This window comes from Desulfobacterales bacterium, assembly GCA_034520365.1.
Lineage (GTDB): Bacteria > Desulfobacterota > Desulfobacteria > Desulfobacterales > Desulfosalsimonadaceae > M55B175.
On record JAXHNP010000002.1, the window covers coordinates 174,282 to 194,140 of the forward strand.

Here is a 19,859-nt window from a genome sequence, read left to right on the forward strand (position 1 = left end):
CAGCGCGCGGGTGCGGCTAATTGGCCGACTCTGCCGTCGCCTTCTTTTTCCCGATGATCTCCTCCACCTCATCTTTGGAGAGGGTCTCATGCTCCAGAAGGGCCTGGGCCAGGGCATCGAGTTCCTGCTGGTGTTCTTTTAACGCATCCACCGCCTTGTTCAGGCATTCGGAAATCAAACGCCGGATCTCGTCATCAATAATTTTTGCCGTCTCTTCACTGAAATCCTTCTGGGAGCCGAGTTCCCTGCCAAGGAACGGATGGGAGGAGCCGTACTGAAAAGCAACGGATCCAACCTTTTCGCTCATGCCCCACTGGGTAACCATACGGCGGGCGATCTGGGTGGCCTTCTGCAGGTCATCGCCGGCGCCGGTGGTGGCATCGGAAAATCGGGCCTGTTCCGCGGCGCGTCCGCCGAGCATGACGGTGATGCGGTCCAGCAGGTACTGCCGGGTCAGGTTGAAGCGGTCCTCTTCGGGAATCTGTTCAGTAGCCCCAAGCGCCCGGCCGCGCGGAATAATGGTGACCTTCTCCAGCGGATCCGCACCCGGCAGCAGCATGGACATCATGGCATGGCCGGCCTCATGATAGGCGATCACCTCTTTTTCATCCTCGTTGATCAGGTCTTCGCGCTCAATGCCCATAAGGATCTTATCCCGGGCCTGGTCGAAATCCTCGGCCTCAACCTTTTCTTTGCCTTTGCGGGCAGCCAGAAGGGCGGCCTCATTCACCAGGTTCTGAAGCTCGGCCCCGGAAAAGCCGACGGTGCGGTTGGCTATGGTTTCAAGATTTACGTCATCGCCTGTTGTCACATCCTTGGTATGAACCTTTAAGATGGCGATGCGCGCGTTTTTCTGGGGCAGTTCAAGGCTAACCTGGCGGTCGAAGCGGCCGGGCCGGGTAAGCGCGGGATCAAGCACATCCGGCCGGTTGGTGGCTGCCATGACCACCACGGATTCCTGGGGCGAGAAGCCGTCCATTTCATTTAAAATCTGGTTCAGAGTCTGCTCCCGTTCATCATGGCCGCCGCCCACGCCGGTGCCCCGCACCCGGCCGATGGAATCGATCTCATCAATAAATATGATGGCCGGGGATTCCTGCTTGGCGTTATCAAACATATCCCGCACCCTTGAGGCGCCGACGCCTACGAACATCTCTATAAATTCGGAGCCGCTGATGGAGAAAAACGGCACCTCCGCTTCACCGGCCACCGCCCGGGCCATAAGTGTCTTGCCGGTGCCGGGCGGGCCGACAAGAAGCACGCCCTTGGGCAGCTTTCCGCCGAGGGAACGATATTGATCCGGGTCTTTGAGAAAGCCGATGATTTCCTGAAGCTCCTTTTTGGTGTTTTCAAGGCCGGCCACATCGTCGAACTGAATATCGCTCATGGATTTCTCAAACTGCTTGGCCTTGGATTTGCCGAACCCGAAAATACCGCCGCCGGCTCCGCCGCCCATGCGTTCCTGCATTTTTTGGGAAAAATAGAAAAATGCGCCGATAATGATGACCCAGGGCAGTATGGCGATCAGCAAATTCACAAACCAGGATTGCTTTGTGGATTTGGCTTTAATCGTGACCCCGTTTTTCTCGAGCAGGCCGATCAGTTCCGCGTCCTGCATTTCCGGGGCTACGGTTTCAAAATAGACTGATTCGGGGCTTTGTTTGCTTTTATCCCCGGACTCGGCCTCATCGGATCTGTATTGGCCGGTAATCTGGTGGCCCTGCATCGTGACTTCAGCCACCTCACCCGCCCGCACCTTGCTCTTGAACTGGCTGTACGGGATGGTTTTTACCTGGGGGTTCATCAGCGTCTGGGTGACGTAGAGGATGGCCATCAACAATACGGCAAACCATAGAAGCCTTACCCAGGTAGGCTGCATATTCTGCTGGAATAAGGGCTGTTGCTGCTGTCCCTGTGGCTGATTGTCCGGGCTGCCGTGCGGTTGTTGATTGGCCATATGAAGAACTCCGTATGAGATTTCGTTTTCCGATATTTAGGATTTCTATTTATTAACCTAAGCGGTATTTTGTTGGCGCTCAAACTTTTTCTGATTTAAATTGATAATCTAACAACATATCAAGTGATTTTCAAATTCTCCGTCATTAGGGGGCAGGATAAATTTGTTATGTTTTTCAGGCAGGCACGGTGGCCTGCCCTACGCAAGGGGAAAACCCGCCCGTCGTAGGGTCGGCCACCGCGCCGACCGTTCGGGCAAAAAGCTTGCAGGCAGCGTACAGGGAAGGGCAATGCCGATTCACCGGCTTGACGAGGAAAAACTAACCGAAGGGATTTCTGTTCCGCCCGAATGGGAGGGGCTGGATCTCTCCCGCATGTCCGGACTGATCATGCTCGTGGGGGGTGTGGATACCGGAAAGACCACCCTTTTTCGGTATCTCCTGAGCAGCTCCATTGCAATGCACGGAAAAGCTGCGGCCCTGGATGCGGATCCGGGTCAGAGCCGCCTGGGACCGCCGACCACCATCAGCCTGGGGATGTTTGAAGGTTTGCGCAACCAGGAAATCAGGCAGCGCATCCGGCATTGGTTCGTGGGCGCCACCACCCCGGCCGGGCATATGCTTCAGATGCTTTCCGGCTGCGGCCGCCTGCTTCAAAAAGCCCGGGAAATCTCCGACGGATTGATCATCATGGACACCTCGGGGCTGGTCGATCCGGAAAAAGGCGGGGTGCGGCTGAAACTTTCAAAAATTGACCTCTTGCAGCCTTCGGTTTTGATTGTTCTGCAAAAAGAAAGGGAACTTGAATCATGGATACGGCCGCTTCGCATTGGAAAGCGCGTTTCGGTGATTGACATGCCGGCTGCACCGGCGGTTCGCGAGCGGGATTATATGGAGCGGCAGAGTTATCGGGAAAATAGTTTTCGCCGGTATTTTAAGCGGGCCGTACTTCAAGATTTTTATTGGCCCGGCTACGGGGTATTCCCGTATCCCCGGTTTGATAAGGACCGGCTGCTCGCTTTTGAGGATAAAAACGGATTCACCCTTGGTCTGGGAATTGTTCAGGGGGTTAATATCCCTGCGCGGACCGTGACCGTTTTTTCTCCCTTAACCGAAAATCTCGCGGGGCAAGCAGCCAGCATTCAGATCGGGGACGTTGTGCTTGATCCCGCAACATTTCAGCATGCGCTGACCTATCCGGCCGGCAAAAAATTTTAAAGCTTTCCGTATTGGGACTTAATAAACTTAATAAACGCGTCACACAAGGGCGACGGGGTCCGGTTGCGGTGCCGGGTGAGATAAAAGTACCGGGAGAGATCCAGCCCCTTGACGGAAAGCGCCTTCAGCGTGCCGGCATTCAAGTCATCCGCCACGGCAATCTGCGAAATCACAGAAACCCCCACCCGGTTTTTGATGCCCTGTATAACCGAGGCCGTGCTCCCGAATTCCGCCACCACGTTTAAGGCGCTCGGGGTGCGGCCGGCCCTGGCCAGGCTTTTTTCCAGCGACTTTAACGTGCCGGAGCCTTTTTCCCGGATAATAAACGGCTCATCAAAGAGCTGATCCATTTCGATACGGGTTTTTGCGGCCCATTTGTGATCCGCCGGCACAATCAGGCGCATGTTATCACTTACCAGCTCGGTCTGGGCAATCCGTCTGTGGTCCGAGCGGGCGCCCACAATGCCCAGTTCAAGCCGGTATTCGAGCACGTCCTGAATGATCTGTTCGGTATCCCCGCTGTTTAAGGCGATCTGAACATTTCCATGCTGCCCGAGAAAGGCCCCGATTATTCTGGGCAGAATATAGCCGGCCGGAATGGTGCTGCCGCCGATGGAAAGCCGCCCCCGGATGTTTCCGAGAAATTCGGCCATTGCGGATTCGGTTTCCTCATAAAGGGTTAAAAGTTTGGTGGCATAGGTGTATAGGTGCTCCCCGGCTTTTGTCGGCACCGTGGCCCGCCCGATGCGATCGACCAGCTGACAGTTGAAATGATTTTCAAGCTCTTTGATATGACTGCTGACGGTTGGCTGGGTCAGGTTGATGGCCCGGGCGGCACTGGAAAAGCCTTTTGTGTCCACAACCTTTTTAAATATGGTTAGATGCCATAAATCCATGATACCCCGCAAATATTTGAAATAATTTTAAAGGCGACAATAGGGAAATTATCGTCCTAAAGTTAATATCGATTTTTTGAATCAAATATCAAAAATATATAGAAAAAGGCAATTTGATTTATCTGTATTTAAAATATATGTTTTGTGGGTAAAACAGCAACAATTTTATAGCGTATTTAATATAAGGAGAATCGATGACCCAAGTTGACGCCAGAAAACTGGCCTGCCCGTCGCCGGTTTTAATGACCAAGGAAGCCATAGAAAGCAATCAGCCCGGGGAAATCTGCGTAATCGTTGACAACGAGGCATCGAGCCAGAATGTCACCCGGTTTCTGGAATCCCAGTCCTATACGGTGACTGTGGAAACCAAGGGCGCAGAGTTCAAATTGACCGGGGTTCGCGGCGAAGGCGGCGAAAAGACTGAAACCTTGACCGCGCCGGAAAAGGACGCGGGTGGCGGCGACAAGAAGATCATGGTCATGGTTTCCACGGATCGGATGGGATACGGTGATGATGAACTCGGCCTGAAACTCATGATCAATTTTCTAAAAACCATCGGCGAGATGGGCGATGAGCTGTGGCGGCTGGTGTTTGTCAATAACGGGGTTAAGCTGGCGGTGATCGATTCAGAGGTGCTGGATGTGCTGAAAAACCTCGAATCCGACGGCGTGCATATCATGGTGTGCGGCACCTGCCTGACCCATTTTGATCTGCTGGATCAAAAGCGGGTGGGCGAGACCACCAATATGCTCGATATCGTAACCGCCATGCAGGCGGCGGATAAGGTCATCAATATATAACTTTTTTTATTTGATTTCCACATGCATGCCCGGGCGAAGGGGGGTGAAGCTGCCGTCTTCAGCGGTCATGCCGATCTCATGGTGGCCAAGGCTGATTCCTGATGCTTGGGGTTTGTGTTACTGGGTGCCGATAAAAAACGGCCGGAATTCGGATTCATCGCGTTTAAGGGCCGCTGCCAGGATTTCGAGAAAACGCGCCCGGTCTTCGGGCAGCCGGCCTTCGAGATTGATATAATTCGTATAATGATCACTGGCCAGGTTTGAGGAAACCGTCAGGTTTTCGATGATTCGGGCGGTTTCCGCCAATACGCCGTGCGGCCCCGGCATTTCAAATGCGCCCTCCTGGATTTCCTCCAACAGCGGGGTGTTGATTTTGGGGACAAACGTCCGAAGCCGGATAAAATGGGGATTGATGGCATTTAAGGCATCCGCGGTTTCTATGGCGTGCTCGCGGGAGCGCCCGGTGCCGGCGATGCCAAGCATTACGTATTCGCTGAGCTCCATGCCGGCCTCTGTCACATATCGCCCCGCCGCGATCTGCTCCTTTTTGGTGGTCCCTTTTTTAATGTGCTTAAGGGTTTCATCATCCCCGGATTCAAGCCCCACATGGATTCTTGTAAGCCCCGCGGCGGCCAGCCGCTTCATATCATCCGGCCCTTTCTGAAAAATAAACCGGGATGAGCCGTAGACCGTGATGCTCTCCAGCGCCGGAAAAAGCATGCGGGCATATTCGCAGACCCGGCAAAGCTGATCGGTTTTCATGGCAATGGTGTTTCCCGCCGGCAGAAAAATGCGTCGAACGCCTTCGCCATAGCGCCTTTTGGCTTCATCCAGATCCTCTTGAATATCTGCCAACGGCCGGACCCTGAACCGCGGTCCGTTTTTATACACCATGCAGAAGGTGCACCGGTTGTGCGGACAGCCCGCAGTGGCCTGGATCAGCAGCGAATCCGCCTCGCTGGGCGGCCGGTATATCGGTCCCTCATACCGCATTCTTTATTATACCCCCTATACAGTTCGTCTTAATCTTACTCTTGCTCTTGCTCTTACTCCCAAAAGATGGCGTCCCAATACGGTAAATTTGTTCTATCTATTTTTCAGGCGGGCACGGTGGCCCGCCCTACGCGACAATGCAGACATTTTGTAGGGTCGGCCACCGTGCCGACCTTACATGCGAACAGCCCTATGGTTATGGGGTTGTTCGCCATAACAAATTCACCGTGAGCGCCCCAACCTTCAACTTGCCAACATCTCACCCCTATGATAATAAAATAAAATTATAAACAGATATGTCCTCGCCTGATAATAAAACGACATCAGCATCAAGTAAAGGAATCTCATGATTAAAACGCGCATTACCGATCTCTTCGGCATCGAATACCCCATCCAGTGCGGCGGCATGCTCTGGATCGCCACACCGGAGCTGGCAGCGGCCATCAGCAATACCGGCGCCATGGGCAACCTCACCTCCGGCAACTACAACTCAGCGGATGAACTGCGCGCGGCCATTGATCAGACGCGAAGTTTAACCGATAAGCCGTTTATCGTAAATATAACCACCATGCCCTCCATCCGGTTGCCCACCGAGCTTCTGCAGGATTTTTTCCGGGTCTGCTGTGAGAAACAGGTCACGGCCATTGAAATCGCCGGCGCACCGGTGGATACCTTTCTGGGGGCTGAATTCATTCCCCTGGCCAAGGAGGCCGGCGTCAAGGTGCTCCACAAGGTGGGAACGGTTAAGCACGCAGTTCATGCTGAGAAGGTGGGCTATGATGCCATAACCATAGCCGGTTTTGAAGAGGGCGGATTTCCGCATAAGGATAATGTCTCCACCATGGTGCTGGTGCCTAAAGTGCGGGAGGCGGTAAACCTGCCCATGCTGGCCGCCGGCGGAATGGCGGACGGCAAAAGCCTGGCGGCCGCCCTTGCCCTGGGCGCGGACGGCATTATGATGGCGACCCGGTTTCTGGCGACAAAGGAGAGCGCCGTGCACTCCAATATCTATCAGGTGCTGATGGACAAGGGCGAGTCCGATACCGTGCTCCAGCTCCAGACCCTGCTGGCGGGATTCGGTTTGCAGATCCGGGCGCTTCGGAATGAAATCATGGATCAAATCGCTGAAATCGAGGCGCGCGGCGGAGACTTGAGCGAGCTTCTGCCCCTGATCTCCGGGGAACGGGCCAGGAAGGTCTGGAAGGACGGCAACGCGGAGGAGGCCATGCTCACCATCGGCCAGTCTGTCGGCCGGATCAATGACATTCCCGCGGTTGCCGAACTGATTGATCGTATGGTGGGAGAGGCCAGGGAGGCGCTTGAATCCGGGCTTAAATCCTTTGTTTAACCGAAACTGATTTTTTTTAAATGCTGAATCAATCTGCTCGAAAATTCGCCTGGTTCATGGAAACATCTAAATGTCCGGTTTCCGGGCTGCCGGTTAGTAATCCCCAATACTTTGCCGGGCAGCAGCCGGGAAGCAATTTTACAATGGCGTTAGCCACCCTGGGCGACCGGATCATTCTGATTAAAACCACCGGCTATATGCGCTCGGAAGATGAAGATGAGTTTCTGACTTTTTTCGATGCCTATCAGAAAACTTATTTCCAGGGAAAAAATGATCTATTCGTCATTGAGGATTTTGCGGAAATTGAGGGGGCGGATGCTGAAGCAAGAAAAAAATATGTGGCTTATTTCAAAAACAGTCCTTTTTTGCTCGGGGGAATTATTTATCAACTTTCCCCTCTGTTCCGGATCAGCTTTAATCTGGCCAGGCGATTCCAAGTCTACAAAAAAGAATTGTATGCTGAGAACACCTATGCCGACGCGGTTGCGCGGGCTTTAGAAGTTTTTGATCAGAGTGGCGTGGCGCATGGGGTTCCGACCGACAGGCCGCCATTTTCGCAGCCGCCTTTAAAATCTGCTCTTTCAGAACTAAGCACCAGATTTCATCGCCTTCTATCCAAACTCAGACGATGGCGGCTCTCCTGCCTCTTTTTTTTAAATCGCTCCTTTGCCCGGCATTATTCCGAGGCCCTGCTCAAATATATTGCCGCCATTAATTGGGATAACCAAGGGGATGATTTGGAAATTCCCCAACCCTATAATAACCCTGAAATCCGGCAGGTATTTGATGCCATCGGGTTCATCAAATCCGAAGTCGACCGGCTGATCCAGGAGCGCCTTCAGGCGGAGCAGGAGCTAAAGGAAAGGGAGGCGCGCTACCGGCAGCTGGTGGAGCATGCCCGGGCCGGCATTTTTGAGTTTGATTTTGCCACCCGGCGGATTCTTTCTTTAAATGAGGCCCTGCTTGAGATTACCGAATATTCAAAGGATGAAATGCTCGCCATGAACCCGCTGGATCTGATGACCGAGGACAGCCGAGAGGTCTATGAAAATCGATTCCAAACACTGGCTGCCGGCGGGACGATAGGCTCTGATATGGTCTATCAGATGATTGCCAAATCCGGCGAATATAAGTGGGTGTTGCTTAATACCCGGATCATTTTTAGTGACGGGCGGCCGGAAAAGGCGAGTGTGCTATTAAGCGATATCACTGAAATGAAGCGGATTGAAGCCCAACTCCTGGAGTATCAGGCCAAGCTTCAAGGGCTCTCCATCCAGCTCTCCAAGACCCAGGAGACCGAGCGCCGGAAGCTGGCCTCCCGGCTGCATGACAGCGTCAGCCAGGAGCTTTTTGTGGCGCAGCTGCAGTTAAATACCGTGGCCGGACATGCGGCGGACAGTAATCAGCAAAAAGCACTGAATCAAATCCGGGACCAGATTCAGAAAATCGTTAAGGATACCAAAACCCTGACATTTGATTTGAGCCCGCCGATTTTATATGATTACGGGCTGAAGGAAGCCATCGAGGCGCTGGGCCGATCAATGGAAAACGCGCACGGCATATCCGTGCATACCCGGTTTTCCGGGGAAATTGACCGCTCTGATATGGACCGAAATATTATCCTTTACCGCAGTATCAGTGAATTGTTCAGCAACACCCTGAAGCATGCCGGCGCGAATACGATTTTTATTTCAATGGATCATCAGGACGGGCTGCTGCAGGTTGATTTCAGGGACAACGGCATTGGTTTTGATGGGGATCATATAAAAACCCCTGCCCAGGGGGATGATGGATTCGGCTTGTTTGATATCCGGGAAAAGCTGCAGCATATGGGCGGTATTCTGGAAATTGAAACCGCCCCCAACGCCGGGACCCGTGTCCTGATGCGGCTGCCATTGCCGGCTTGTCCGGCTGAAAAAGCCCGGGCGAGATTTTAATAAAACTCAAATATATATGGCTTAATCCCAAATGGCTAAACAATCAAGAAATCATGCTGCCTGGTATATGACTGCTGAGCACTGTCCGGTCACCGGATTGCCCGTCTCATGCCCGGAGGTTCCTGTCAGCCGGCGTGCGGGCAGCAGCTACCGGGTTGAGATGGCCAAACTCGGGGAGCGGATTTTTCTGGTCAAAGCGACCGGATATGTGCGCGCTGTTGATATAACGGATTCCTTATCATTAATTGACCGCTTTTTATCCGAAAATTTCAATTCTGAGAAAAATGTGGTTTTAATTGAGGATTATTCGGATGTGAACGGGGCGGAAACCGACGCCAGGAAACAGTACGTTGACTATTTCAAGGATCACCGTCAGATTCTGGCCGGCGTTCTTTACAATATGCCCCCGCTGTTTAAAATCAGTTATCATCTGGCCACGCGGCTGCAGTTTTTCGATGCCCCGCTTTATGCGGTTTCTGATTATTCCCAGGCCATCAGCGTGGCCATGCAGATCATCGATCAGGCCCCTTTGGGGTCGCCGCCGCCTTCCGGTAAAAGCGCCTTTTCAGTAACCATTCCGAACCGGTTTTCCATTTACGCGACCCTTCCGGATTTTTCAAAAGCGCTTGCCGCCGGGATTAAAAATAAATTTAAGGCGGTTTCCCTGAGGCTGCTCAGTCGTTTCAACCAGGCGCTCACCCGGCAATACGCGGAGCGCCTGCTTGACTATATTCAATCAATTGATTGGCAGCATGAGGGGGTATTGCCGGCTGCGGGCTCAAAATCAAAATCCGGGGATCAATCCATTAACCAGGTTTTTGAAGCGATTGGCTATGTCAAGTTTGAGATCGATCGCCTGATTAATGAAAAAATGGCCGCGGAACAGGAGTTAAAGGCCAGCGAACAGCGCTACCGCCAGGTGGTGGAGCACGCCAAAGCCGCGATCATGGAGATCGATATCAAAACCGGCAGAATGGAGAGCTTTAACGATGTCCTGTCTGATATCACCGGTTATACCCGGGAAGAGATCATGTCCATGACCGTTTTTGATATGATGACCGAAGAGAGCCGAAAAAATTATACGGTCCGCTACAACCGGCTGCTGGCCGGTGAAAGCATTTCGCCGGATGTCATCTATCAGGTGATTACCAAAAGCGGGGATATGCGATGGGTCCTGCTCAACACCAGCCGGACGTATCTGGCGGGCGAGCCGCACAGGACCAATGTTGTTTTAAGCGATATCACCGAAATGAAGCGGATTGAAGCCAAACTCCTGGAGTATCAGGCCAAGCTCAAATCCCTTTCCATCCAGCTTTCCAAAACCCAGGAAAACGAGCGGCGAATGCTGGCATCCCGGCTTCATGACAGCGTCAGCCAGGAGCTTTTTGCCGCCCAGCTTCAGCTCAACGCGCTTGAGAATAAAATAGGAGAGGCAGAACAACTGCAGCGGGTCAGGGAGATTAAGGGCCAGATTCAGAAGGTGATCAGGGATACCAAGTCCCTGACGTTTGATTTGAGTCCGCCGGTTTTATATGATTTCGGTCTTGAGGAGGCATTGACATCCCTTGCCGGATCGGTTGGGACAAAATATGGTATTCCGGTTAAGACTTGGTTTTCCGGGGACCTGGATAAAATTGACGATGAAATTAAAATTATTCTGTATCGCGTTTTAAATGAACTGATCCAAAATACGGTAAAGCATGCCCGCGCCAAGGAGATCCGGATCAGTTTGAATAATGCCGGTCATCTGATCACTATGGATGTTGAAGACGACGGGATCGGGTTTGATGGGGAGAATCTTTACACGGAGGCCGCATCCTATGAGGGGTTCGGCATTTTTGACATCCGGGAAAAAATGCAGCATCTGGGCGGAAGTTTTGCCATTGATTCCAGGCCCGGCGCCGGCACGGCGATTATGGTTGAGGTGCCAATAGGGGATAAGCTCAGCAATTAAAACGCTCGGGCTTAAAGGTTGACGGCTTCGTAAAAAGCGGTTTATGCCGCCACGGCGGAATTTTTGCAGAAAGTAACTCAAAAAGGCGCTCAAAACCCGTCCATACTGTCATTTCGAGCGGCAGCGAGAAATCTTTACAATAAGATTCCTCGTCACTATCGTTCCTCGGAATGACAGTAGCGGAAAGGTCCGGAATAACAATATATAGTATTGAGTTCCTTGGAAGCGGTTTATGCCGCCACGGCGGAATTTTTGCAGAAAGTAACTTATGATTCGTACTCGTGCTCGTAATCGGCCTTTAAATTCCCCGAGTACGATCAGTTCCTTCATTTCTTATTTACTGTATGCCACAGCAGCTCGATCATCTCCTGCATAAACGGCACGGGGTTTTCTTCGGTGAGCCTGTATAAAGCGGCGCTTTCTTTGGGATCGGTAATTTTTCCGGCTTCTTCTTTGGCTGCCGCCTGGATCTGCGCTTCATCCGCCGCATCGCGGAAAATTCGGGTAAGGGCGATCCGCAGAATACTGGAGCGCTTAAGCCCCAGATCATCAAGCGCCGCTCTGAATTGCCGGGAGTCAACCCGGCTTAGCTGGCTGACCGCTTCTTCGGCCAGTTCGTTTTTTGATTTGGGCTGGCTGACCTCAACCCTTCCCGAGGCGATCAACGAATTCAAATGCTTGTAGGCGGTAAAGTCATCAAGTCCGCTTTTGTCAATTATTTGCCGAACGGTGGATTTTCCGTCAATCAGGGACAGAATGCGCCACTCATCCGGATTCAGCTTGATATCGCCCCCGCTCTGATCCGTATTGCCGGCAATTTTTATGATGCCGGCTTCATTGGGAATCTGTTTCTTGAAAATTTCAATTTCATCAACCCGCCGGGATGCCTCCAGCAGCAGGTTCATGGTGTTTAATTTGTTTCCCACCACGCCTTTCAGGTTTAGATCCTCGTCCTGGTATTCAAATTCCCCATGAGTCCATAGGAACACATTATAGATCGTGTTTTCTGCCTGTTTTAAAAGAAAGGCGTTTAGCTTTTCAAGGGAGATGTGGCCCTGCTGAACCAGGGTTTTGCCCAACCCCTGTTTGTTCTTGCGGCTGAACGCCAGGCATTCATTGAGGACCTGCTGCGAGATCATGCCTTTGTTTTTTAGCAGATCGCCCAGTCGATTGGTTTTTTGGGTCTCCGTGGCAAATACGACATCCCCTTCGTGCAGATATATCTGAACCTCATTGGTATCGGACTTGATCGTTAGTTTCCCCGTCTTTTGATCATAATTGAGCATCTGCAAAAGAGAGGTCAGGTAGAATGTTTCCAGGTTGCCCTTTATTGTCATACCGGCTCCGGGACTGCGGGTTTAGAATTGCGCATGTTATCTGTTTAGCGGTCACCCCTTCATACATAATCCGGACTGGAAAATCAACCGATCTGACACAGCTGTCAGTCAAAATTGGACAGGCGCTCATGATTAGTGCCATTTTTGGCGGGGATGCGGATAAATCATTTGCTTTTTTAAATAAAAATATCTTATTTTATTGATATATTTCAAAGCTTGATAGGATAAACGCCCCAATGACAGGGATGGAGGCCCTGAACCAGCGGGATTTCATTAGGGGCTGAAAAGGAAGGAAGCAGATGCGAAGGAAAATATTAATCGCTGTGGATCAGTCGGTTCACGCCAAGCAGGCCATAAAATACGCCGCCCGAACAGGGGGACTGGTAAAGAATATGGATTTTGTGCTGTTTCATGTGCAGCCCATGATTTCCCAGTATCTTGTCGAGGAGGCGCGATCAAAACCCAAGGCCAGGTCGCAGTTGGAAGCGCTCCGCCAGAAAAATCATCAGGCATCGCTTGAGCTTTTGGAGAATTGCAAAACCCGGTTAACCGAAACGGGTATTGGGGCGGAACGTATCGAAACAAAGACCGCGCCGCGGGAGGCGGGGGTGGCGGATGATATCATCCAGATGGCGGAGGCCGGCAGATACGATACGATTTTGATCGGAAGGCGCGGCATATCCGCATTTCAGGAGTTCTTCGTCGGCAGCGTGACGACCAATCTGGTGGCGCATGCGAAACAGATTCCGGTGTGGCTGGTGGATGGAATGGTCGCTTCCGACCATGTGCTGATTGCCGTGGACGGGTCGGTCAATTCCCTGCGCGCCCTGGACCATGCGGTGTTTATTTTGTCCGAAACTAAAGAGCCAAAAATTGAGCTTCTGCATGTAAAACCGCGTTTTGGCGATTTCTGTGAGATGGATCTCGGCGATATGGAAACGGATAATCTCAAACAGGCCATGGAAAATGCCGATCAGCGATGCTTGACCGACTTTCAGGTTCAGGCGATGAATATGCTGAAAGATGCCGGCTTTACGGATTCGCAGGTCCAATTCCGGCAGATTGAAAAACGTCTTTCCCCGGCCAACGCCATCGTCGAAGAACTGCATAAAGGCGATTTCGGAACGCTAGTGATCGGCAAGCGGGGGATGAGTGCCAGTCAATTCATGGGCCGGGTGGCCGGGACGATGGTTCAGAAAATTCAGGATCGGGCGGTTTGGATCGTTCCGTGACCATTGATGAGCGGAAAGATGGGCACTGCACCGGAAAAAGAATTTATATCAGGCCGGATCTATGTTAAGGGGTATCCATGCCAGATGGGTTCAGAATGTCATGAGATTAAAAATTTTGGCGCACGAACTGGGGCTGACAGAAGATGAATATATGGACCTGGCCCGTTTGTTTGCTGATACCAGCAACGCCGAGCTGGAAAGTTTGAAATCGGCAATTTCGGCTAATGCCCGCGCGGAGGCATCGGCTATTGCCCATTCCTTAAAAGGGGCGGCATTGAATATGAAGCTGGAGGAATTTTCAGAAATTGCCGGTGAAATTGAAACGGCCATTAGAAACAGCCAGTGGCAGGCGGCGGATCAGTTAATCCGTAAATTTTGCGCATTACTTGAGGAGTTTATTTGGGCGATCAGGTGATAGAATCCGGAAAGGCGGGCATGAAGAAAGTTCTGGTGGTGGATAATCATCCGCTGATGTTGAAATTCATGTCCAATTTACTCGAAAAACATGGATATGAAGTGCTGACCGCCTCAGACGGGATTTCCGCGATTGAGGTGATGCAGACCGCGGCCATTGATATCTTTTTTATTGATCTGGTCATGCCCAATATCAGCGGTGAGAAGCTGTGCCGGATCATCCGCAGTATGCCCGGATTCAAGGATGCCTTCCTGGTGGTCATGTCCGCCATTGCCGCCGAGGAAAAGCTCCATGTAGAGGATTGCCAGGCGGATATGGTAATCGCCAAGAGCCCGTTTGATAAAATGTCGTCCCATGTGCTGCGGATTATAAAAGATCTTGAACAGGGGCGCGCCGCCGAGTTAAGGGGCAAGGTTCTGGGGTCTGACGAGATTTATGAGCGTGAGATTACCAAAGAACTCCTGGCCTCCAAAAAGCACTACGAGATTACCCTGGATCATATTTCCGAGGGCTTTCTGGAGCTGATCGGGAACAACCGCATCGTTTACGCCAATCAGGCGGTCATTGCCATACTTGGGGTGTCCGAGGAAGAGCTGCTTTCAACTGATTTCATAACGCTTTTTAGTCCGGAAGATCATCACCGCATTGCCGAATGTTTGGAGATGACCGGCGGACCGCAGCAGCATGCGGCACTTGATGAGCCGGCGATGGTCAATAATAAGCTGGTTGAAATGAAATTCGTGCGGGTCAAAGATGATGGCCAGGATTCCATTGTGGTGATTCTATCTGATGTCACCCATCAGAAGCATCTTGAGGCCCAGCTCCAGCGCGCACAGAAAATGGAGGCCGTGGGCACACTGGCCGGCGGGGTGGCCCATGATTTAAACAACATTTTGTCCGGTATTGTTAGTTATCCGGATCTTCTGTTGATGCAGGTTGCCGAGGACAGCGATTTGCGCGGCCCCATCCTGACCATGCAGGAGTCCGGCAAAAAGGCGGTCACCATCGTTCAGGATCTCTTAACCCTGGCCAGAAGAGGAGTGGCGGAGATTGAGCCGGTTAACCTAAACGAGATCATCGAACAATACCTGAAAAGTCCGGAATGCCATAAGCTCCGCTCCTATCATCCGCAGGTTGCTATCCGCTGCCGTCTGGGTGAAGATCTTTTCAATATAATGGGCTCGCCCGTGCATCTGTCAAAAACGGTCATGAACCTGATTTCCAATGCCGCCGAAGCCATCGAACATGAGGGTTCGATTACGGTGGAAACCCATAACTGCTATGTGGACAGACCCATTAACGGCTATGAAACCGTTGCAGAGGGGGACTACATTTGTCTCAGGATTTCGGATAGCGGCTCCGGTATGTCGTCAACGGATCTGGAGCATATATTCGAACCCTTCTACACCAAGAAAAAAATGGGCAGAAGCGGCACCGGCCTGGGGATGGCCGTGGTGTGGGGCGCGGTCCGGGATCACCACGGCTATATTGATATCAAGAGCCAAACCGGGGCCGGGACCACCGTCACGCTCTATTTCCCGGCCACCCGGAATATTCGGAATGCGGAGAAGGTACTGCCCATTGATGATTACATGGGAAACGGGGAGTCGGTGCTGGTGATCGATGATGTCAAGGAGCAGCGGGAGATCACCTCCAGCATGCTGGCGGCCCTGGGCTACACCGTGGAGACGGTATCCAGCGGCGAGGCGGCGGTGAAATTTCTGGGACAGCAGTCCGCGGACCTGATTGTGCTGGACATGATCATGGATCCGGGCATGGACGGGCTTGACACATACAGAAAAATTATTGAGAGCCGGGCGGAACAAAAGACCCTTATCGTGAGCGGCTATTCAGAGACCGAGCGGATTCTCGAAGTCCAGAAGCTGGGCGCCGGCGCCTTTTTGAAAAAACCGTTTACTTTGGATAAGCTCGGCCAGGCGGTTAAAAACGAGCTAAAGGAATTTAATCAGCCGCCCGCAGCCGCCGATTGATCTCAAGTTTTTCAAACGCCATTCGAATTACCGGTGCGGCCGGATCAGAAGTGTCAAACGCGCTGTCAAAAAATGCTTTCACCGCATCCGGGCGATCCATACCGCATGCCGGAATAATCGCCCCGATGATCCGTTCATGGATCAAGGGATGAATGTTTTTAAGCGCCGGGCAGCTTTTAGTGTACCACTCCCAGAGCAAGGGAATGGCATTCGGGTTTCCGGCCATCTGGGTCACCGGGATGAACTTGTTGCGCGCCGGGGTTTTTTCCATGATGTAGGCCAGCGCCTTATGGATCTGTTCGCTTTCTTTGAAGCAGCCCATGGCGATCAAAATGTTGATTCGTTCCTGTTCGCTGCTAACTGAGGCCAGCTGCCGGGTAAACCATTCATAGGCTTTGTCCCCGGATGCCCGGGCACCTGTCTGCATAACCGCCCGGCGGATATCCGGATCCAGTTTTTCGCCATCTAACAAACGCTCGAAATGCGCCGACCCGGCGGTGATAACCTCCGGTATGTCCAGAAACGCTCCCATCTGCAAGGCCTTACTGCGCAGCCGCAGCCGCCCGTGCGGTTCCTGATCCCCGGGCACCAGGCCAAGGCGCTGGATGGTCTCAGCAATCCATTGGCGGGCCTGTCCGGCTGCTTTTTCCTGAGCCGGCCCTTGAAGCAAAAGAAAGAGTTCAAACAAATGGCTGAACACGGATGAGAGTACCAGGGGGGTATCCTCCGCATAAAACTCGGATATAAAGTTAAGATATTGATCAACTCCGTACTGCCGGGCCTTGACCATGGCATACACATCGTTTTCAATGCCCCAGCGGTCAATTGCCGGGATCTGTTTTCGGCGGATCAGACGGCATAATGCCTCGAAATTCTGGGGATCGTCATAGGCGGTGCGGTAAAACCCGGTCTGCCGGTCATTGATCTTGTAGGCTGCCGCATCGGGACTGATATCAAGGTGCATCTCCCGGGTGTCCATCATTTGCGTCACAACGCGCGAGGTGCCGTCCGCTTCAAATACCCGGATCAGGAGCGGAATCGGCCACACCGCATCCGAGGCTTTATTCATATAGGTGAATTGTTGCTGCTGAAGCCACAGCCGGCCATTGGAGCGGCTGGCAATGACCAGCGGGTGGCCCGGGGTGGACACCCAGGCGCGCATCATCTCTGATATGGGCTGGCCGGATACCGTTTCAAGCGCCATCCAGAGATCCTGGCTGGCCGCGCAGTCGTAGGCATGCTGGCTGAGGTAATGGTTGAGGCCGTTCCGGAAGGCTTCGCTGCCCAGGTAGCCTTCCACCTGTCGCAGCACGCTTCCGCCTTTGCTGTAAATGATGGGGGCGGTGCTGCTGTTTATTACCACATGGCTGCCGCCTGAGATTTCAATGGCTGAGGTGTCGGTCAGGCCGTCGCGGGCCATGGCCGGCGCGGTTTGGCTCGCCAAAAATTCATCCCATATCTGCCAGTCCGGATGATAATGGTCCACCACGCCAAATCCGAAATAGGTGGCAAAGGACTCGTTTAACCAAAGGTACTGCCAGTCCGAAGGCGTGACCAGGTTGCCGAACCATTGGTGTACGATTTCATGGGCAATTACCTCGCATATCCGTTCTTCCGCCTCGGCACTGGTAATTTCCGGATCATAGAGGAGGAGATTTTCCCTGAACGTGATGGCGCCCCAGTTTTCCATGGCGCCGAAGGCAAAATCCGGTACCGCGATGAGATCCATTTTGGGGAGGGGATAGGGGATGCCGAAAGAGGATTCACAGTACTGAAGCGCCTTTTCCCCGAATTGCAGACCGTATTCCGTCACATCCGCCATTCCGGGCAGCCAGACGATTCGAACCCGCTCGTCAATCGCGCCGGGTCGATGCGTAAAATCGCCGACCCCGAAAAAGAGCAGGTATGTGGACATCTGCGGGGTCTGCTGAAAGGTGATTTTTGTTTTGCCGTTTTCCAGGGTGGTTTGATCGTCAATGGGCGTATTGGAAATTGCGGTCAAGTGGGCATCGACAATCAGGCTGACCGTAAAGCGAGCTTTGTGGACCGGATGGTCCATGCAGGGAAACGCCCGGCGCGCATCACTCTCCTGGAACTGGGTGACGGCAATGGGGATTTTCTGGCCGTCCGCCGTGTAATGGCTTTGATAAAATCCGGCCATGGACTGATTGATCTCGCCGTGATAGTCGATTTTAAGCGATATATCCCCGTGCATAGGCTCTGGCAGCTCGATCCGGAGGGTTTCATCCGCCGGATTGACCGTGAACGGGCAGTCAACCAGCGTATCGGATCGGATCAGGGCGCAGCGGCGGACCGCGATGTCCAGGAGGTTCAGTTCGATCATCTGCGAAGGTTGGTCCGCATGCAGATGGATCTGAACGGTGCCGGTAAAATCCTTGCGCGAAAGGTCGGGTTCGATTTCAATTTGATAGCCAAGCGGCGAAAAGGGGCTGTCTTGTGTCATAAAATGTTCAGGTCTCCTTTTAAATAACGTCTCGTACTCAGTTCCGCGCAAGCGGGACGGTTCTCGTACTCGTAATCGTAGTCGAAAAAATTAAAAACCGATCACGAGTACGAATCAGTAGGGCGGATAAGCGATAGCGCATCCGCCAAATGCCAAATTATAACAATAGGACGGTGCGAAAGTAAATTTAAAATTTGTTTATACAGGCCGAGAATGGTTGCTGTTTTAAAAGCTTTCTGATAGGGCAGGCGTCTTCAGCGGTATTCAAAACTTCATAGATTCACGGGAAAACGCCTCATGACCCGACAGCAAAAAGCCTATCTATACGCCTTTGCCGCAGTGCTTATCTGGTCTACTGTGGCATCGGCATTTAAATTATCCCTGCGGCACCTCACCACCCTTCAGCTTCTGCTTTGGGCGGACGTGGTCTCCATTATCTGCCTTTTCGGGGTGCTTTTTTTTCAGGGTAAAATTTACCTGCTCCGCCGCTATCGCGCCAGATCCCTGATGCAGGCGGCCGGGCTCGGATTTTTGAATCCGTTTCTCTATTACACGGTATTGTTCGCTGCCTATGATCTGCTGCCCGCCCAGGAAGCCCAGCCGCTCAATTATACATGGGCCATTACCTTAAGCCTTCTGTCCATTCCGCTTTTAAAGCAGCGCATCGGTGTTCGGGAGCTGCTGGCTATTTTTATAAGCTACTTCGGCGTGGTGGTGATCTCGATCCACGGCGACTTAAAGGCCCTTGAATTCTCAAACGGCCTCGGGGTCGCCCTGGCACTCGGCAGTACGGTGATATGGGCCCTTTACTGGATATATAACACCCGGGATGAGAACGATCCCGCGGCCGGGCTATTCTTAAATTTCGTGTTCGGCTTTCCATTTATCCTGATTGCCTGCCTGATTTTTTCCGATCCGTTTCCCGATACCCTGCACGGGTTTATCGGGGCCGCTTATGTGGGCGTGTTTGAGATGGGGATCACGTTCGTGTTCTGGCTGAATGCCTTGAAACTAACCCGCAGCACAGCCCGGGTGAGTACCCTGATTTTTTTCTCCCCGTTTTTGTCGCTGGTCTTTATAAGGATTTTCGTGGGTGAGCTTATCCGGCTTTCAACCGTTATCGGGCTTATTTTTATCATTGCCGGCAGTGTGCTGCAGCAGACCGGGAAGTTGCAGGTCGAGGATTAGACGTTAATATAAGTTGAAATCCGAGCCCTCAACCTGCCGCAAAGACGTAAAATTGCAATTGACTCAAAGGATTCGGCCGGGTAATAAAGCGATATCGTTTAAGCCGTAATTAACTAAAGACAATTTTGAGG

Annotated in this window: 14 protein-coding genes; 9 read left to right on the forward strand and 5 right to left on the reverse strand. The window is 52.4% G+C overall.

All coding sequences use genetic code 11. The annotated features are described in order from the left end of the window. Positions 1 to 16: 16 nt before the first annotated feature. Positions 17 to 1,957 carry an ATP-dependent zinc metalloprotease FtsH gene (ftsH, locus tag U5L07_01065; GenBank protein ID MDZ7830322.1) on the reverse strand — a complete coding sequence of 647 codons (1,941 nt, stop codon included), beginning with the start codon at positions 1,955 to 1,957 and terminating at the stop codon, positions 17 to 19. Between the two features lie 289 nt (positions 1,958 to 2,246). Here ftsH and U5L07_01070 point away from each other — a divergent pair, with 289 nt between their 5' ends. Further along, positions 2,247 to 3,173, forward strand: coding sequence for a polynucleotide 5'-hydroxyl-kinase (locus U5L07_01070; GenBank protein MDZ7830323.1), 927 nt, complete (start codon positions 2,247 to 2,249; stop codon positions 3,171 to 3,173). Here U5L07_01070 and U5L07_01075 read toward each other — a convergent pair. Then, on the reverse strand, positions 3,170 to 4,069 hold the full coding sequence (locus U5L07_01075) for a selenium metabolism-associated LysR family transcriptional regulator (protein ID MDZ7830324.1): 900 nt from the start codon (positions 4,067 to 4,069) through the stop codon (positions 3,170 to 3,172). The two genes, U5L07_01070 and U5L07_01075, sit on opposite strands and share 4 nt — an antisense overlap. Before the next feature lie 194 nt (positions 4,070 to 4,263). On the opposite strand from U5L07_01075, the gene yedF reads away from it, so the two are divergent. After that, positions 4,264 to 4,869, forward strand: coding sequence for a sulfurtransferase-like selenium metabolism protein YedF (gene yedF / locus U5L07_01080; protein MDZ7830325.1), 606 nt, complete (start codon positions 4,264 to 4,266; stop codon positions 4,867 to 4,869). A 117-nt stretch (positions 4,870 to 4,986) separates the two neighbouring features. On the opposite strand, the gene U5L07_01085 is transcribed toward yedF, so the two are convergent. Then, complete coding sequence (locus tag U5L07_01085) at positions 4,987 to 5,862, reverse strand: radical SAM protein (protein ID MDZ7830326.1); 876 nt, start codon at positions 5,860 to 5,862, stop codon at positions 4,987 to 4,989. 346 nt (positions 5,863 to 6,208) lie between these two features. On the opposite strand from U5L07_01085, the gene U5L07_01090 reads away from it, so the two are divergent. The 3 genes from U5L07_01090 (at position 6,209) to U5L07_01100 (ending at position 11,101) form a co-directional block, all read left to right on the forward strand. After that, on the forward strand, positions 6,209 to 7,210 hold the full coding sequence (locus U5L07_01090) for a nitronate monooxygenase (protein MDZ7830327.1): 1,002 nt from the start codon (positions 6,209 to 6,211) through the stop codon (positions 7,208 to 7,210). A 56-nt stretch (positions 7,211 to 7,266) separates the two neighbouring features. Then, complete coding sequence (locus U5L07_01095; protein ID MDZ7830328.1) at positions 7,267 to 9,147, forward strand: PAS domain S-box protein; 1,881 nt, start codon at positions 7,267 to 7,269, stop codon at positions 9,145 to 9,147. 67 nt (positions 9,148 to 9,214) lie between these two features. Then, a complete protein-coding gene (locus U5L07_01100) occupies positions 9,215 to 11,101 on the forward strand; it encodes a PAS domain-containing sensor histidine kinase (GenBank protein ID MDZ7830329.1) in 1,887 nt (628 codons plus the stop codon). 326 nt (positions 11,102 to 11,427) lie between these two features. Here U5L07_01100 and U5L07_01105 read toward each other — a convergent pair whose 3' ends face one another. Beyond that, the gene (locus tag U5L07_01105) at positions 11,428 to 12,438 is read right to left on the reverse strand and encodes a DUF4388 domain-containing protein (protein ID MDZ7830330.1); all 1,011 of its coding nucleotides are present in this window, start codon (positions 12,436 to 12,438) and stop codon (positions 11,428 to 11,430) included. Positions 12,439 to 12,737: 299 nt separating this feature from the next. Here U5L07_01105 and U5L07_01110 point away from each other — a divergent pair, with 299 nt between their 5' ends. The 3 genes from U5L07_01110 (at position 12,738) to U5L07_01120 (ending at position 16,076) form a co-directional block, all read left to right on the forward strand. Further along, the gene (locus U5L07_01110; GenBank protein ID MDZ7830331.1) at positions 12,738 to 13,670 is read left to right on the forward strand and encodes a universal stress protein; all 933 of its coding nucleotides are present in this window, start codon (positions 12,738 to 12,740) and stop codon (positions 13,668 to 13,670) included. Positions 13,671 to 13,821: 151 nt separating this feature from the next. Beyond that, positions 13,822 to 14,085: an Hpt domain-containing protein gene (locus U5L07_01115; GenBank protein ID MDZ7830332.1), complete on the forward strand. Its 264-nt coding sequence runs from the start codon at positions 13,822 to 13,824 to the stop codon at positions 14,083 to 14,085. Continuing rightward, entirely contained in the window at positions 14,070 to 16,076 is a 2,007-nt protein-coding gene (locus U5L07_01120; protein MDZ7830333.1) for a response regulator, read from the forward strand. The genes U5L07_01115 and U5L07_01120 overlap by 16 nt, the downstream gene beginning before the upstream one ends. Here the strand turns inward: U5L07_01120 and U5L07_01125 are convergent. After that, a complete protein-coding gene (locus U5L07_01125) occupies positions 16,048 to 18,540 on the reverse strand; it encodes a M1 family metallopeptidase (GenBank protein ID MDZ7830334.1) in 2,493 nt (830 codons plus the stop codon). The genes U5L07_01120 and U5L07_01125 overlap by 29 nt on opposite strands. A 297-nt stretch (positions 18,541 to 18,837) precedes the next feature. On the opposite strand from U5L07_01125, the gene U5L07_01130 reads away from it, so the two are divergent. Beyond that, positions 18,838 to 19,728, forward strand: a complete 891-nt coding sequence (locus tag U5L07_01130; GenBank protein MDZ7830335.1) for a DMT family transporter — start codon at positions 18,838 to 18,840, stop codon at positions 19,726 to 19,728. Positions 19,729 to 19,859 lie beyond the last annotated feature (131 nt).

What these genes read in the sequence shown, in the direction of transcription:
- ftsH (MDZ7830322.1), bottom strand. Translation starts at nt 1,957, where the DNA reads ATGGCCAATCAACAACCGCACGGCAGCCCGGACAATCAGCCACAGGGA.
- yedF (MDZ7830325.1), top strand. Translation starts at nt 4,264, where the DNA reads ATGACCCAAGTTGACGCCAGAAAACTGGCCTGCCCGTCGCCGGTTTTA.
- U5L07_01125 (MDZ7830334.1), bottom strand. Translation starts at nt 18,540, where the DNA reads ATGACACAAGACAGCCCCTTTTCGCCGCTTGGCTATCAAATTGAAATC.
- U5L07_01110 (MDZ7830331.1), top strand. Translation starts at nt 12,738, where the DNA reads ATGCGAAGGAAAATATTAATCGCTGTGGATCAGTCGGTTCACGCCAAG.
- U5L07_01105 (MDZ7830330.1), bottom strand. Translation starts at nt 12,438, where the DNA reads ATGACAATAAAGGGCAACCTGGAAACATTCTACCTGACCTCTCTTTTG.
- U5L07_01100 (MDZ7830329.1), top strand. Translation starts at nt 9,215, where the DNA reads ATGACTGCTGAGCACTGTCCGGTCACCGGATTGCCCGTCTCATGCCCG.
- U5L07_01115 (MDZ7830332.1), top strand. Translation starts at nt 13,822, where the DNA reads ATGGACCTGGCCCGTTTGTTTGCTGATACCAGCAACGCCGAGCTGGAA.
- U5L07_01090 (MDZ7830327.1), top strand. Translation starts at nt 6,209, where the DNA reads ATGATTAAAACGCGCATTACCGATCTCTTCGGCATCGAATACCCCATC.
- U5L07_01095 (MDZ7830328.1), top strand. Translation starts at nt 7,267, where the DNA reads ATGGAAACATCTAAATGTCCGGTTTCCGGGCTGCCGGTTAGTAATCCC.
- U5L07_01075 (MDZ7830324.1), bottom strand. Translation starts at nt 4,069, where the DNA reads ATGGATTTATGGCATCTAACCATATTTAAAAAGGTTGTGGACACAAAA.
- U5L07_01085 (MDZ7830326.1), bottom strand. Translation starts at nt 5,862, where the DNA reads ATGCGGTATGAGGGACCGATATACCGGCCGCCCAGCGAGGCGGATTCG.
- U5L07_01130 (MDZ7830335.1), top strand. Translation starts at nt 18,838, where the DNA reads ATGACCCGACAGCAAAAAGCCTATCTATACGCCTTTGCCGCAGTGCTT.
- U5L07_01070 (MDZ7830323.1), top strand. Translation starts at nt 2,247, where the DNA reads ATGCCGATTCACCGGCTTGACGAGGAAAAACTAACCGAAGGGATTTCT.